The following is a 15,168-nucleotide window of genomic DNA, read 5'->3' as shown; positions in this document are numbered from 1 at the left end:
TGTAATCACACTGTGTGCGTTTTGAACGGGGTGGTGAAGGGGTATCCATCAATAGGTCCTCAATGTATCAACCTATTTCAGGACGGGACAGCGAGCCAAAAAAAAGCGGCGGAGTCTCCCCCGCCGCTTTTCGGATAATCGCCGATCGATCAGCTATTGCCCTCGGTCTTGTCGATTATCTTGTTGGCTTTGATCCAGGGCATCATGGCGCGCAACCTGGCACCGACCTCTTCAATCTGATGCTCATCGGAAATCCGGCGCTCCGCTTTCAGGCGCGGCTGGCCGGCCAGGGACTCCAGCATAAAGTCCTTGGCGAACTTGCCGGTCTGGATGTCTTTCAGCACCCGTTGCATTTCCGCCTTGGTTTCGTCGGTGACGATACGCGGGCCCGTGACATAGTCGCCGTACTCGGCAGTATTGGAAACAGAATAGCGCATATCGGCAATACCGCCCTGGTACATCAGGTCGACGATCAGCTTCAACTCGTGCAGACACTCGAAGTAGGCCATTTCCGGCGCATAGCCCGCTTCCACCAGTGTTTCGAAACCGGCCTGGACCAGTGCGGAGACACCACCGCAGAGTACCGCCTGCTCACCGAAGAGGTCTGTTTCTGTCTCCTCGCGGAAATTGGTCTCGATAATACCGGAGCGACCGCCGCCATTCGCCGATGCGTAGGAGAGTGCCAGCTCCTTGGCCTTGCCGGAGGCATTCTGGTAGACGGCGATCAGGGTCGGCACACCGCCGCCCTCCAGATAGGTGGAACGCACAGTGTGGCCGGGACCTTTGGGCGCGATCATGATCACGTCCACATCCTTGGGCGGTTCGATCAGTTCGAAATGCACATTGAAACCGTGGGCAAAAGCCAGTGCGGCACCGGATTTCAGGTTGGGCGCCACCTGCTCGCGGTAGATGGCAGCCTGGTACTCGTCCGGGGCCAGGATCATGACCACGTCGGCATCCCGTACCGCATCGGCAACTTCCGCCACGCGCAGCCCGGCCTTTTCCGCCTTGGCCCAGGAGCTGGAGCCCTTGCGCAGGCCGACAACGACGTTGCTCACACCGGAATCTTTCAGGTTGTTGGCGTGGGCGTGGCCCTGGGAGCCGTAGCCGACAATGGCTACTGTCTTGCCCCGAACCAAAGTCAGGTCGCAATCTTTATCGTAGTAAACTTGCATCATTCACTTCCTATTTCTTACCGATTCAATAACAAATCAAAAACCAAATTAAACACTCAAAACTTTTTCACCACGGGCAATGCCCGACACCCCGGAGCGCACCACTTCCATAATCGTGTGCTCGCCCAGGGCCTGCAAAAAAGCATCCAGTTTTTCACCAGTACCCGCCACCTGCAGCGTGTACATATTGCTGGTGACGTCCACTATCTGCCCGCGGAAAATATCCACACTGCGCTTTACCTCATCGCGCTGCGCGCCGGTCGCACGCACTTTGACCAGCAGGAGCTCGCGCTCGATATGGGAACCCTCAGTCAGGTCCACCAGCTTTACCACGTCGATCAGCTTGTTCAGGTTCTTGGTGACCTGCTCTATCTTGTGGTCATCGCCGATGGTGACAAGCGTCAGGCGCGACAGTGTCTCGTCTTCGGTCGGGGCAACCGTCAGGCTCTCGATGTTGTAACCGCGCTGGGAGAAGAGCCCCACCACACGGGAGAGAGCCCCCGGTTCGTTTTCCATCAACACTGAAATTATTCTGCGCATCGTATTACTTCCCTAGGTCCGCTCCGTCTTGCTCAACCACATATCCCGCATGGAGCCATTTGGCATCACCTGCATCGGATACACGTGTTCAGACGGATCGACATAGACATCGATAAACACGGTGCGGTCCCTGATCGCAAACGCCTCGTGCAGCTTGTCGTGCAGCTCCTCGCGGCTTTCGATTTTTACACCCACGTGACCGTAGGCCTCGGCGAGCTTGACGAAGTCCGGCAGGGATTCCTCGTAGACGCTGTTCGACAGGCGCCCCTCGTACTGCATTTCCTGCCACTGCTTCACCATGCCCAGGGCCTGGTTGTTCAGGCACAGGATTTTTACCGGCAGGTGGTACTGGGTCGCGGTGGACAGCTCCTGGATACACATCTGGATACTGCCCTCGCCGGTCACACAGACCACCTCTTTCTCCGGGTGCGCGATCTTCACCCCCAGTGCCGCCGGCAGGCCGAAGCCCATGGTTCCCAGGCCGCCGGAATTGATCCAGCGGCGCGGCTTGTCAAACAGGTAGTACTGGGCGGCAAACATCTGGTGCTGGCCCACGTCGGACGTCACGAAGGCGTCGCCCTCGGTGATGTCATAGACGGCGCGGATCACCTCCTGCGGCATGATCAGTGCACCGTCGGTGCGATAGCGCGGCGCCGTGTAGATGCCGTGGCGCTCGCGCCAGTCGTCTATCTGTCGCCACCAGTCGACGATGGCCGACTGGTCCGGCTGGTCCTCGGACGACTTCAGCATTTCCAGCATATCGCCCAGCACCGACTGCACCGTGCCCACGATGGGGATATCGGCAACGATAGTCTTGGAGATGGACGCCGGATCCACATCGATATGAATAAACTTGGCCCCGGGACAGAACTTGCTCGGCGTATTGGTCACCCGGTCATCGAAACGCGCCCCCACCGCGAGAATCACGTCGGCGTGATGCATGGCGGTATTGGCCTCGAAGGTACCGTGCATGCCCAGCATGCCGAGGAAGCGCTTGTCGCTGCCAGGGAAGGCGCCGAGGCCCATCAGGGTATTGGTTACCGGATAGTTCAGCCGCCGCGCAATCTCGGTCAGCAGTTCGGCGCCATCCCCCTGTACCACGCCGCCGCCGGCGTAGATCACCGGGCGCTTGGCGGACAGCAACAGCGCTATCGCCTTGCGGATCTGGCCGCTGTGCCCCTTGCCCGCCGGCGTGTAGGAACGCATGCGCAGCTTCTCAGGGTACTGATAAGGGAAGCGGTCAGCCGGGCTGGTGACATCTTTGGGCACATCTATCACCACCGGGCCGGGGCGACCGGTGCTGGCGATATAGAAGGCCTTCTTGACCATCTCGGGGATTTCCTCGGCGCTCTTGACCAGGAAGCTGTGCTTCACGATCGGTCGCGAACAACCGACCATATCGGTTTCCTGGAAGGCATCCTCACCGATCTTGTCGCTGGGCACCTGGCCGGAGATCACCACCATCGGGATCGAATCCATATAGGCAGTGGCGATACCGGTGATCGCATTGGTGGCACCGGGACCGGACGTCACCAGTACCACACCCACTTTGCCGGTAGCGCGGGCGTAGCCGTCTGCCGCATGGGTCGCACCCTGCTCGTGGCGCACCAGCACATGCTTGATGCCCTTCTGCCGAAAGATGGCATCGTAGATATGTAACGCCGAACCGCCGGGGTACCCGAAGATCAGGTCCACCCCTTCATCCTGCAGCGCGCGAACCAACATATCGCCGCCGGAGAGTAATTCCACTGAAGCCCCCTCAAATTTCCTGTTTGGTAGGATACTCATCACTCAAGAACGGAAAAACCGCCATTTGGCGAGAAGCCAAGTGGCGATTATAAAGGAATCTTGTGACAAATATCAGCCTTTAGCGCATCTGCATGCCGATTTTTAGGATAGCTCTATCGGTGCAGACAGTGCGCGCGAACCGGCGCCGGTCTAAACCGGACTGCAGCGGGTTCGCAGGCCTCCAGGGTGGGGAGGACTCTCTCGACAGGAGGGGGCGGGCGTTTGGCCCGCCGGAGGGTAAAGCCGGAACCGCGGGGTGTGCGGTGAACTCTACTCGCCGAGCGAACGATTGATTTTGCAAACTGACGTGGCGCTGTCAATAGAGAATGCCATCAGGTTTCGCAAAGTGTTAAAGCGGTTGTAGGCAAGGCCGTGCAGACAAGTACAATGCGGCGGACGATTCCTGATAACGACTCTCTATAAATGAATTTGGGGGACAACCCATGCGCATCGCTCTCGCGATATTGATTTCGACTCTGGCATTGGCCGCCCAGGCCGACGGCATCTATAAGTGGGAGGACGAGAACGGCGTGGTGCATTTCGGCTCCCAGCCGCCCAAGAAGCAGGACGTCGAAGTGGTGAAGAAGCCCAAGTCCGAGCGCTACAAGCAATGGCAGGCGGAGCAGGCGGCCCTGAAGGCAGCGCAGGCCAAAGACGAGGCGACCTCGGAAGAGAGGGCCGTGGCAGCGAAACCGGATCCCCAGCCGGAGCCGCAACAGGACCAGGCTGCCAGCAAGGCCGAGCAGGCCGTGCGCGCCCAGCGCTGTCGCCGGGCCCAGTCCGACCTGCAGGAACTGACCACCCACAGCCGCGTGCGCGAAGTGGCCGCCGATGGCGCTGTGCGGATGCTGCCGGAGGAGGAGCGGCAGGAGCGCATAGCGCGCATGCAGCAGCTGATTCGGGATAACTGCTGATTCTGCGACGAGAGTTTATTCCCCGGCCAGAGCCCGATAGGGCGCATCGGTAAACTGCTCGAGCCGATAGCGCCCAGTGTAATAGTCCGCCTCCAGGACGCCGCCGCGGGCCATGGGTACCGCCACCCGCGCCAGGCTCAGCTGTTTTACCAGATAGGGGCCGTCCTGGCCCCGATCGCGAATCATCAACCCGTAAAATTCCAGCGGCACCCAGTGGCGGCCGGGCGCCAGTTCGGCCGCATATTGGGTGCTGCCGATCGGGGTATCCGGGTTGTTGTACAGGGAAGCGCGAAAGTAGTAGCGCGCCGCCCGCGACACTTCCACCTCGGCCTCGACCAGCAGGTTGCCACCGGCAGTGACAAAGTCCCGCAGCGCACCGGTGTAGCGACCAATATCCTCAGACAGGGTGAAGGCCACGGCGTCGCGCAACCCGCCGATATCCGTGTCCACCACCACCTTGTAGATTCCCGCGGGCAGTGACTCACCGCCGTGCACTCCGGCCTCCAGCTCCGCCTCGTAGATGCGGTCGCCGTCCCCATCCTCCAGATCCAGCTCCGCGACGATACGCCGATCGTCGTAGACCAGCAGTGCCCTGAAATCCGCCGCCACCCGCCCCTCGCCCGCCCGCGCCAGATAGGCGTAAACATGCACTGCGTCGCCGCGCAGATAGAATTTTCTATCCGTCCACAACGTCAGTGCCGCGCCGTCCTCGCCCCGGGTTGTGCGCCGGTCGGTGCCGTGGGTCTGGCTGATAGGGTCCTGGGCGGGATTCTTGATGGCGCGGTTTTCTGGCGGATAGCGGTGGTGCCTGGCCAGGTCGGACAGCAGCGATTGGTGCAGCTCCGTCTTCACCGGCCGCGCCTGCAACTGCTGCCACACCCGCGGGGTCTCCACCGGGACGGCGGCTGCCGCCACGGAGGCAGTACTGGTTGGGGATAAAGACGCTTTCGGTTCAATAGACGGGGCTTCAACAGCCGCGGCCGTCGCCGCGCCATCCTTACCCCCGCCCCTCAGCTGCCAGCTGCCGAAGGCAACCAGCAATACACCGACCAGCAACAGCGCCGGGCGCCAGTAACGGCGCCGCTCACCTCGGGACATCCGCACACCTCACCGTATTCGTCACTGGGTGCAGGCGGCGATGCGCCCGGCCGAGTTCTTGCCCGCGCCGCAGCCGAGGCCGTCGGCAATAACTGTGTAGTCCGGCGCCAGCAGGCCGCCGTTGCGCTGGGCATCGTGGTCCGTGTGCAGGCTGGCCAGGTTGTAGGAGCGGGCGGTGCCCTTGTGGTCGTTGTCGCAGGTGAAGATGGGGCTGCCATAAGCAACCCCCCAGAAGGTCTCGTACTCGTGCAGGTCGGAATAGAGGTTGCGCTTGGCGGAACCGGCACAGTTCATCTGTGAGGCCAGGTTGATATAGCCGTCATCCTCGCCATTCAGCATCGCCGAGGAGGCGCCCTCCATACCCGGGAAGGCCGCGTAACCACCGATGGTGTAGAGCGGCGCGGCCAGGTTGGTGCCGACATAGTTGCGCACCGCGTAGACGTCATTGGTCTGCAGGTAGCGCACGCCAGCGCAGGACTTGCCGAGGAAGGCGTCGTTGATCGCATTGTCGAACCAGTTGCCGTTGCAGACCCGGTCGGCGCCCTCGGTACCGGTGATGGCGCCACCGGTTGTGAGTATGGCGGCGACACCGTCGATGGCGCCGTCGAAATCCACCGTGACCGCGTTGCCCTCATCCAGGCCGGCCACATTGACCGTTTCGGTCACCGTCTCGCAGTTCTTCCCACCCCACCAGGAAGTGGTGCACGCCTCACTGGTGCGGGTCTCGGTACTGCTGTCCATCTGGCTGTAGGCGCGGTTGTAGTAGGGAGATCCGGGCACCGCGTTACCGGCGATATAGACCATCTGCGTCGCCCCCTGGCTGTGGGCCACCACCCAGAAGGTATCGTCGGCGCGACACTGGTCGGCGTGCTGGTAGCCATCGCCGGCGCCGCTGCGGATGGTCAGTATCTGGCGGGCGATTTCGCCGGCGGTGCTGTCGTGCCAGTAGGGCAACCCGGCTTCGTCGGTGGAGTTGTAGCCCACCACGCCGTAGTGACCGCCGTCGGCGCGCAGCTGGGCGATAAAGTCGCCGCCCTGATACTCGTCGAAATAGGCCTCGCTCCAGTAGTCCAGGGCCGGCTGGTGGAGCCGGCCCTGGTTGTCCGGCCGCTGCTTTATATGCCCTTCGACCCCGTGGCCGTGTACGAGGATATAGCAGTTTTCCGCTGTGGCGGAGGCTGTGGTGAGAAGGCCGGCCAGCAGGAGGGAAAGGCTGGCACCCAAGTGTTTACATAGTGTCATCGCTGTGTCCTTTTTATAGTTTTATCGGGCTCAAATTCGAGATTCACGAGTCTTTATTATTATCCGTCACAGCCTAGCAGCCGCGATGTTGGCAATACCTTAGCCGCCTGGCACAGACTTCACCTAGGCGCCATGGCGTCAGAGGAGGCGCCGGGGCGACAGCGCAGCTGACCATACAGTCGCATTGGGCAAAAGCGCTTCCGCCCCCGGGAGGCCTTTGCTATGGTGATTATTCCGCCACCCGAATGGCAGGAGAATCATGGGACACCACAATAAATCGACCGGCACAGCCGGCATCCCGAAAATCTTTGCCCCCTATTTTGTCGAGGCCGCCGCACGACTCGGCATCCCCAGCGATGCGCTGATCGAGCGGCTGCCGTTCGAGTTCAGCTGGTGCCCTGGGGAGTGCGAGCGCCTCTACTACGGGGAGTTCAATGCCCTGATAGAGGCCCTGCTGGCCCTGTCCCCCATTTCCTCGCCGGGGCTCAGCTTCAGCCGCTTCCCGATGATCGAACGGGTCGAGGAAACCATTATCGAGGCGCAACCGCTGCTGGCCCGGCCGCGGGACCTGCTGCGCCCGGCGGAGCTGATGCTGTCGCAGACACTGGCACCCCTGCTGCGCCTGCAGACCCGCCCCGAGAGCGGCGGCGAGGCACTCGACTTCGACTGGCAGCGCCAGTTGTTCAGTACCGCGGTCAACGATTTTATCGCGGAGATGCTGATGACCCGCTGCGTGGAGCTGTTGCGCACCCTCACGCCGGCGCGCGCCGAGATCCGCAGCGTTCAACTGCGCCGGACGGCGCCGGACGACAGCGCCATTTACCGGCGGGTTTTCCAGTGCCCGGTGCAATTCTCCTGTGCCGGCGACGCCCTGGTCCTGGGGCCGGAAACCCTGGACGCCCCCATTCCCCGCTACCACCGGCTGCTGCGCAGCCAGAGCCGCAACACCCTGAAGGCGGTGCTGCACGACACCCTCTCCAACTGCAACCTGGCCGCCAGCCTGCGCCACTGGCTCGAGCGACGCCTGCTGCATGAGGAGGTCACCATCGGCCGCGCCGCCGCCCACTTCGGCATCGGCGAGCGCACTCTGCAGCGGCGATTGCGCGCGCAGGGAGTAACCTTCCAGCAGATCAAGGACGGTGCCACCCTGGCGCTGACCAAACAGCTACTGCTCTCCACCAGCGACTCGGTAGAAAGCATCGCCACCCGACTGCACTATGCCGAGCGCTCGGTATTTGCCAAGTTTTTCAAGAAACGCGAGGGCGTGAGCCCCAGCGAGTACCGGCGCAGCAATACGGGTGCGGAGGCAATCTAGCTCGACGCCTGTTCACCGTGATAATCGCGCCCAAGGTACAGATACATGGCCGGCACCACGAAAAGGGTAAACAGTGTGCCTATGGTCATACCGGTGGCCACCACCAGCCCCATCGCGAAGCGCGCACCGCCGCCGGGGCCGGCCGCGATCAACAGCGGCACCATCGCCAGCACCAGCGAGGCGGTGGTCATCAGTATCGGGCGCAGGCGGATACTGGCCGCCTGCTCGATCGCCTCGCGTTTGGACAGCCCTTGCTCCTGCAGTTTGTTGGCGAACTCCACCACCAAGATACCGTGCTTGGAAATCACCCCGATCAGGGTTACCAGCCCCACCTGGGTATAGATATTCAGGGTGGTAAAACCGAGGCTGACGAAAATCATGGCCCCGCACACACTCATCGGTACAGTCACCAGCATAATCAGCGGATCGCGCCAGGATTCGAACTGGGCGGCGAGCACCAGGTAGATAACAATCAGGGCGAAGAAGAAAGTCACCACCAGTTCTGAGCCCTCGGCCTTGTACTGGCGCGACTGACCGGAGTAATCCACCGAGTAGCCCTGCGGCAGTATTTCCGCGGCGGCCGTTTCCAGGGTATCGAGCGCCTCACCCAGGGTGATGCCCGGGCGCGGCACCCCGGAAATGGTGACCGCATTCAGTTGCTGGAAGCGCTTCAGCTGCTGTGGCTCCACGGTCTCGCGCAGATTGACCAGCGTTGAAATGGGCACCAGGTCGCCGTTTACCGCGCGAATGTAATAGTGATTCAACTGCTCGCCGGTGAGCCGCTCGGTACGCACCACCTGGGGGATCACCTTGTAGCTGCGGTTGTCCAGGGAAAAGCGGTTGGTATAGGCACCGGAGAGCATGGAACCCAGTTCGCGGCTGATACTCTCCATGCTCACGCCCATGGCGGCGGCCTTATCGCGATCTATTTCGACGACGATCTTGGGCTTGTCGATTTTCAGGTCCGAGTCGACAAAGATAAACTTGCGGCTGGCGAGGGCCCTTCCCATGATTTCGTCGGCGACGCCGGCGAGACTCTCCATCGGCTCGGTGGCGCCGATCACAAACTCCACCGGCAGGCGGCCACCGGCGGTGGGCAGACTCGGCGGCACCACCACCGCCACCTTGAGCCCGGCTATCTGCGCCACCTCCTCGCTGATGATGGCCTGCATCTGCGCCGTATCCCTGTCGCGCTGATTCCAGGGACCCAGTACATAGCCCGCGATGGCACTGTTGGTCGCATTGCCGGCGCCGCCCACGCCATTGAGCAGGAAGAAATTCTCCACCTCGACGTGGCGCTCGGCGATGGTGTTCAGCTGCTCCGTGTACTGTTCCACGTAATCCAGGGTGGCATAGGCATCGGCAGAGGAAATCGTCAGGATAAAACCGCGATCCTCCGCGGGTTCCAGTTCGCTGGGAGAGGACACGAACAGGAAATAACAGCTGGCCAGCACAATGCAGCCGAAAACGAGTATTACCAGGCGATCGTCCAGGGCGTTGTGTAACCTTCGTCGATAGCTCTCCTGCAGGCGCTGGAACTGGCGCTCGAGCCAGTTTTCCAGACGGGTGCCGCCGCCGTCGTGGGCGAGCAGAATCTTCGAGGCCATCATCGGTGACAGGGTCAGGGCCACCACACCGGATAGCAGTACCGCGCCGGCGAGGGAGAAGGCAAACTCGGTAAACAGGGTACCGGTAAGGCCGCCGAGAAAACCGATGGGCAGGTAGACGGCAATCAGCGTTGTGGTCATCGCCACCACCGGCCAGGCCAGCTCGCGCGCGCCGACAATGGCGGCCTCCTTCGGCGCCATACCATCCTCAATATGCCGGTGGACGTTTTCCAGCACGATGATCGCATCGTCCACCACTATGCCGATGGCCAGCACCATACTGAGCAGTGTCAGCAGGTTGATCGAGAACCCCATCAGCAACATCAGGAAGAGTGCCCCCACGAGCGACAGGGGCACGGCTATGGCCGGTATCAAGACGCTGCGCAGGGAGCCGAGAAACAGGTAGATCACCAGTATTACGATCAATACCGCCTCGACAATGGTCTTCACTACCTCCTCGATGGAGTCCTGGATATATTCGGTGCTGTCGTAGGGGATCTCGCCGATCATGCCCTGGGGCAGTTGCGGAAAAATTTCCCCCTCCAGCTTTTCCCGCACTACCCGGACCACATCCAGCGAGTTGGCATCGGGCGCCACCTCTATGGCGAAGAAGGTGGCGGAGCGGCCGTTGAAGGAGACGGAGGTTTCGTAGGACTCAGAGCCCAGCTCCACTTCCGCCAGGTCGCCGAGGCGTACCAGGCGATCGCCATCCGCCCGCACCACCAGCTGGCGGAAGGCCTCCGGCGAGGCGATATCGGTATCGGCCCTGATCTCCATCGCCACCCGCGACCCCTTGGTGGCGCCCACCGCAGACAGCACATTGTTACGCCGCAGGGCGTCGCTCACATCGGCCGGCGTCACTTCCTGGGCCGCCATCTCCGCGGGCCTCAACCACACGCGCATGGCGAAGGTGCGGTTGCCCAGCAGGCGGGCGCGCTGTACGCCGGCGATGGTGGAGAGTTTCGGCTGCACCACCCGGGTCAGGTAATCGGTGATCTGGTTGTTGTCGAGAATTTCTGACGAAAAGGACAGGTACATGGCGGCGGTCGTCTGCCCCACAGCCATATCGACACTGGAGTCCTCGGATTCCTCCGGCAGTTCGCTGCGCAGCCGGTTGACCTTGGCCACCACCTGGGTGAGCACTTCGTTGGGATCGTAATCGAAATCCACATAGGCCTGGATAGTGGAGACACCCTGCACACTGGTGGACACCATATAGTCGATACCGTCGGCAGTAGCTATCTCCTGCTCCAGCGGCGTGGTGATAAACCCCTGCACCAGATCCGAATCGGCGCCTACATAGATGGTAGTGACGGTGATCACCGCGTTTTCCAGTTCCGGGTACTGGCGCACGTTCAACTCGGTGGCTGCGCGCAGGCCGAGCAGGAAAATAAACAGGCTGACTACCGAGGCCAGCACCGGCTTGCGAATAAAGATCTCGGTGAAATTCACAGCCGGCCCCCGCTAATTGTTTTCCGGGTGTGGGTCGGCACTCGCGGGGGGCTGGTTCTCGTTATTGATTATCACCGCGCCCTCATTGCGCAGCTTGAGCAGTCCGCTGCTCGCCACCACTTCCCCCGCACGCAGCCCCTGCAGTATTTCCACCAGATCGCCGCGCTCCTCCCCGGTTTTTACGAAACGCTTGCTGGCGATGAAGCCGTCGCCCTCTTCACCTTTCTGCAGTACGAATACGGCGTTGCCGTAGGGGGCAAAGAGCAGCGCGGTGCGTGGAATCACCAGCACCTTGCGGTGGGCATCGATCTGCACCGCGACATCCGCGTACATACCCGGGCCCAATTCCTTCTTGGGGTTTTTCAGCGTCGCCTGCGCCAGGAAGTTGCGGCTGGCGCTGTCCACCCGCGGATCTATGGCGGTGATGCGCCCGGAATATTTGTTGTCGGGGAAGGCATCGGTCACCAGGGTCACGGGCAGGTCGAGTGCGACGCTGGCGAAGTGCCGCTCGGGCAGGGAGAAGTCCACATAGATGGGATCAAGCTGCTGCAGGGACACCACCGCCTCGCCCGGACTCACGTTCTGCCCCAGGTCGATACGACGGATACCCAGCACGCCGCTGAAGGGCGCGCTGATGCGCCGCCTGTCGACGGTCGCGCGCTGCACTTCCAGACTGGCCAGCACCTGTTCCAGCGCGCTGCGTGTATTGTCCAGGTCCGCCTCAGTGGTGACCCCCCTGGCGTGTAACGCCTTGATGCGATCGTGATTGCGCCGCGCCAGCCGCAACTCCGCCTGCAGCACCTGTAACTGGGCCTTCTCCGGTCCCGCGGCCAGTTCGGCCAGGAGCTGGCCCCGGTCGACGGTCTGGCCGGACTTGAAGTGAATGGCGCTGACAACACCCTGGGCCTCGGTGGTGATCTCGACGCCGTTAACCGCACGCATGGTACCCACCGCAATGAGACTTTCCTGCCAGGTCTGCACCTCCGCAACGGCGGAAGTCACTGTGGCCGGTGGCAGCGGCATGGTATCAAAGGCCCGGTTCATCATGACCCGGCCGAAATACTTGAAGGCAAAAATACCGCCGAACAGCAGCAGGCAGCCGAACAGCATCAGCAGCATGCGTTTGTTCAAAAGCTGGGACACAGAGCCATTCCATTGATTTGCGATTTCGGCACCAGCAAACCCTTCCGCCGAACAACAAAATTCAGTTTATGAACAAATGGCTGTCTGTGCCCGCGCGCTGCCGCGGCATTGCACTCGGCCTGGCGCAGTTTTTTGATATGGCTGATGTGAGGAAGGAACTTGTAGGAGCGGCCCATGGCCGCCCCGCCGCTCCTACAGGGGATGCGGTGCACCCTACGGGCGCGATTCATAGAGGCACCGCAAAAGAGAATGGAGGCGCCGGCGGCTAGCGGAATACTGCCCTGTCGCCCTCGAGTTCGGCGTGTATGGTTGCGCCGGGCGGGAACTTGCCCGCCAGAATATCCTGCGACAGGGGATTCTCCAGCCACATCTGTATCGCGCGCTTCAGCGGGCGGGCGCCGTACACCGGATCGAAGCCGACATCCGCCAGCTTGTCCAGCAGTGGCTCGGCCACGTGCAGCTTCAGGTCGCGCTCGGCCAGGCGCCGGCGCAGCTGTCCCAGCTGGATTTCGGCGATGGAACGCACCTCGGTTCGGTTCAGCGGGTGGAAGACCACCACCTCGTCGATGCGGTTGATAAACTCCGGGCGGAACTGCTCGCCCACCACTTCCATCACCGCACCTTTCATCTGCCGGTAGTGAATTTCGGTGTCCAGCTCGTCGCTATCGCGGGCGGCGGCGTACTTCTGGATCAGGTCCGAGCCCAGGTTGGAGGTCATCACCACTACCGTATTGCGGAAATCCACGGTGCGGCCCTGTCCGTCGGTCAGGCGGCCGTCGTCCAGTACCTGCAGCAGGATATTGAAGACATCCGGGTGGGCCTTCTCCACCTCGTCCAGCAGAATCACCGAGTAGGGTTTGCGGCGCACCGCTTCGGTCAGGTAGCCGCCCTCCTCGTATCCCACGTAGCCGGGGGGCGCGCCTATCAGGCGCGCGACCGAGTGCTTCTCCATAAATTCCGACATATCGATGCGCACCATGGCGTCTTCGGTGTCGAACAGGAATTGCGCCAGCGCCTTGCACAGCTCCGTCTTGCCGACCCCGGTCGGGCCGAGGAACAGGAAGGAGCCGTTGGGGCGATTCGGGTCGGAAAGTCCGGCGCGCGAGCGGCGCACCGCATTGGCCACGGCGTCGACCGCCTCGCCCTGCCCGATGACGCGCCGGTGCAGCTCGTCTTCCATGCGCAACAGCTTTTCCCGCTCGCCCTCGAGCATTTTGGAAACCGGAATGCCGGTCCAGCGCGACACCACTTCCGCCACTTCCTCGTCGGTCACGCGGTTGCGCAGCAGGCGCGGCTCCTCGCTGGCCTCGGCAGTGGCGGCGGACTTGATCTGCTGCTCCAGTTGCGGAATCACACCGTATTGCAGTTCAGACATACGGGTCAGGTCGCCGGCGCGGCGCGCGGCCTCCATGTCCAGCTTGGCCTGCTCCAGCTTCTCCTTGACGTCGTGGCTGCCGGCCAGCTGCGCCTTTTCCGCTTTCCAGACTTCCTCCAGGTCGGAGTATTCCCGCTCCAGCTGCCGAATTTCCTCCTCGAGTTTACCCAGGCGCTTCTGGGCCGCCTCGTCGTCTTTGTCTTTTTTTACCGCCTCGCGCTCAATCTTCAACTGGATCAGGCGCCGCTCCAGCTTGTCCATGGACTCCGGCTTGGAATCAATTTCCATGCGGATACGGCTGGCCGCCTCGTCGATCAGGTCGATGGCCTTGTCCGGCAGCTGGCGGTCAGTGATATAGCGCTGCGACAGTTTGGTGGCGGCAATGATGGCCGAATCGGTGATATCGACACCGTGATGCACCTCATAGCGCTCTTTCAGGCCGCGCAAAATTGCGATGGTGTCCTCTTCGGTGGGCTCGTCCACCAGCACTTTCTGGAAACGGCGTTCCAGCGCGGCGTCCTTTTCTATGTACTGGCGGTATTCGTCCAGCGTTGTGGCGCCGACGCAGTGCAATTCGCCGCGCGCCAGCGCTGGCTTCAGCATATTGCCGGCGTCCATGGCGCCCTCGGCCTTGCCGGCGCCGACCATGGTGTGCAGTTCATCGATAAACAGGATGATGCGCCCCTCCTGCTTGGACAGCTCGTTGAGCACCGCTTTCAACCGCTCCTCGAATTCGCCGCGGAATTTGGCCCCGGCCAGCAGTGCGCCCAGGTCCAGCGACAGCAGCCGCTTGTCTTTCAAACCCTCCGGCACTTCGCCGTTGACGATGCGCTGCGCCAGGCCCTCTACGATGGCGGTCTTGCCGACACCGGGCTCGCCGATCAGTACCGGGTTGTTCTTGGTGCGCCGCTGCAGCACCTGTATCGTGCGGCGGATTTCGTCATCTCGACCAATCACCGGGTCCAGCTTGCCCGACACGGCGCGCTCGGTCAGGTCGAGAGTGTATTTGTCCAGCGCCTGGCGCGCCTCCTCCGCGTTGGGATCGTCGACCTTCTCGTCGCCGCGCACCTTCTCGATGGCCGCCTGCAGCTGCTTCAGGTCGCCGTTGGCGTTCAGAATTTTGGCGATCTCGCCGGCGGCCGAATCGAAGGCCGCCAGCAGCACCGTCTCGCTGGAGATAAAAGTGTCGCCGTTCTGCTGCGCCTTTTTGTCGGCGAGATTAAACAGGCGCGCCAGCTCCTGCGACATACCCACATCGCCGGTGGGCGCGCTGATGGTGGGCAGGTTGTCGAGTCTTTTCGCCAGGTCGTTGCGCAGGCCGTTGAGGTTGAATCCCGCCTGGGAGAGAAATGCCGGCACACTGCCATTGTTCTGGTTCAGCAGCGCCAGCAGTAAATGCTCGGGGTAAATCTGGTTGTGGTCGCGCCCTACGGCCAGGGACTGCGCGTCGGCAATCGCGGACTGCAGCGGGTTGGTCATTCGGTCGATTCGCATGGACGAAACCTCTCCTCGGAAGGCA

General features: G+C 62.0%; 10 protein-coding genes. 2 read left to right on the top strand and 8 right to left on the bottom strand.

All coding sequences use genetic code 11. The features are described 5' to 3' along the window. Nucleotides 1-149: 149 nt before the first annotated feature. Genes ilvC through IG627_RS18670 form a run of 3 tightly spaced genes read right to left on the bottom strand, consistent with a single transcriptional unit; the run spans nt 150 to nt 3,464 of the window. Nucleotides 150-1,175: a ketol-acid reductoisomerase gene (gene ilvC, locus IG627_RS18680; RefSeq protein WP_193194483.1), complete on the bottom strand. Its 1,026-nt coding sequence runs from the start codon at nt 1,173-1,175 to the stop codon at nt 150-152. A 48-nt stretch (nt 1,176-1,223) separates the two neighbouring features. After that, nucleotides 1,224-1,715 carry an acetolactate synthase small subunit gene (gene ilvN / locus IG627_RS18675; protein ID WP_193194476.1) on the bottom strand — a complete coding sequence of 164 codons (492 nt, stop codon included), beginning with the start codon at nt 1,713-1,715 and terminating at the stop codon, nt 1,224-1,226. A gap of 12 nt (nt 1,716-1,727) precedes the next feature. Next, nucleotides 1,728-3,464 (bottom strand): acetolactate synthase 3 large subunit, encoded by a 1,737-nt coding sequence (locus tag IG627_RS18670; protein WP_193194474.1) that lies wholly within the window; start codon nt 3,462-3,464, stop codon nt 1,728-1,730. Between the two features lie 482 nt (nt 3,465-3,946). Between IG627_RS18670 and IG627_RS18665 the strand changes: the two genes are divergently transcribed. Continuing rightward, the gene (locus IG627_RS18665; protein ID WP_193194472.1) at nt 3,947-4,417 is read left to right on the top strand and encodes a DUF4124 domain-containing protein; all 471 of its coding nucleotides are present in this window, start codon (nt 3,947-3,949) and stop codon (nt 4,415-4,417) included. Between the two features lie 15 nt (nt 4,418-4,432). Here the strand turns inward: IG627_RS18665 and IG627_RS18660 are convergent, their stop codons facing one another. Together IG627_RS18660 and IG627_RS18655 are read right to left on the bottom strand one after the other, a co-directional pair. Then, a complete protein-coding gene (locus tag IG627_RS18660; RefSeq protein ID WP_193194470.1) occupies nt 4,433-5,515 on the bottom strand; it encodes a DUF4785 family immunoglobulin-like domain-containing protein in 1,083 nt (360 codons plus the stop codon). A 21-nt stretch (nt 5,516-5,536) separates the two neighbouring features. Continuing rightward, a complete protein-coding gene (locus IG627_RS18655; RefSeq protein WP_193194468.1) occupies nt 5,537-6,757 on the bottom strand; it encodes a hypothetical protein in 1,221 nt (406 codons plus the stop codon). Nucleotides 6,758-7,016: 259 nt separating this feature from the next. On the opposite strand from IG627_RS18655, the gene IG627_RS18650 reads away from it, so the two are divergent. Further along, a complete protein-coding gene (locus tag IG627_RS18650; RefSeq protein ID WP_193194466.1) occupies nt 7,017-8,072 on the top strand; it encodes a helix-turn-helix domain-containing protein in 1,056 nt (351 codons plus the stop codon). Here IG627_RS18650 and IG627_RS18645 read toward each other — a convergent pair. From IG627_RS18645 to clpB, 3 genes are all read right to left on the bottom strand, one after another. Continuing rightward, nucleotides 8,069-11,131: an efflux RND transporter permease subunit gene (locus tag IG627_RS18645; protein WP_193194464.1), complete on the bottom strand. Its 3,063-nt coding sequence runs from the start codon at nt 11,129-11,131 to the stop codon at nt 8,069-8,071. The two genes, IG627_RS18650 and IG627_RS18645, sit on opposite strands and share 4 nt — an antisense overlap. Before the next feature lie 12 nt (nt 11,132-11,143). After that, entirely contained in the window at nt 11,144-12,274 is a 1,131-nt protein-coding gene (locus IG627_RS18640; RefSeq protein ID WP_319024610.1) for an efflux RND transporter periplasmic adaptor subunit, read from the bottom strand. A gap of 265 nt (nt 12,275-12,539) precedes the next feature. Further along, complete coding sequence (clpB, locus tag IG627_RS18635) at nt 12,540-15,143, bottom strand: ATP-dependent chaperone ClpB (protein WP_193194461.1); 2,604 nt, start codon at nt 15,141-15,143, stop codon at nt 12,540-12,542. Nucleotides 15,144-15,168 lie beyond the last annotated feature (25 nt).

It is taken from the genome of Microbulbifer taiwanensis (genome assembly GCF_014904815.1).
GTDB lineage: Bacteria > Pseudomonadota > Gammaproteobacteria > Pseudomonadales > Cellvibrionaceae > Microbulbifer > Microbulbifer taiwanensis.
The sequence above is the reverse complement of the archived record's forward strand: the minus strand, read 5'-3'. Positions and strand labels throughout refer to the sequence as shown.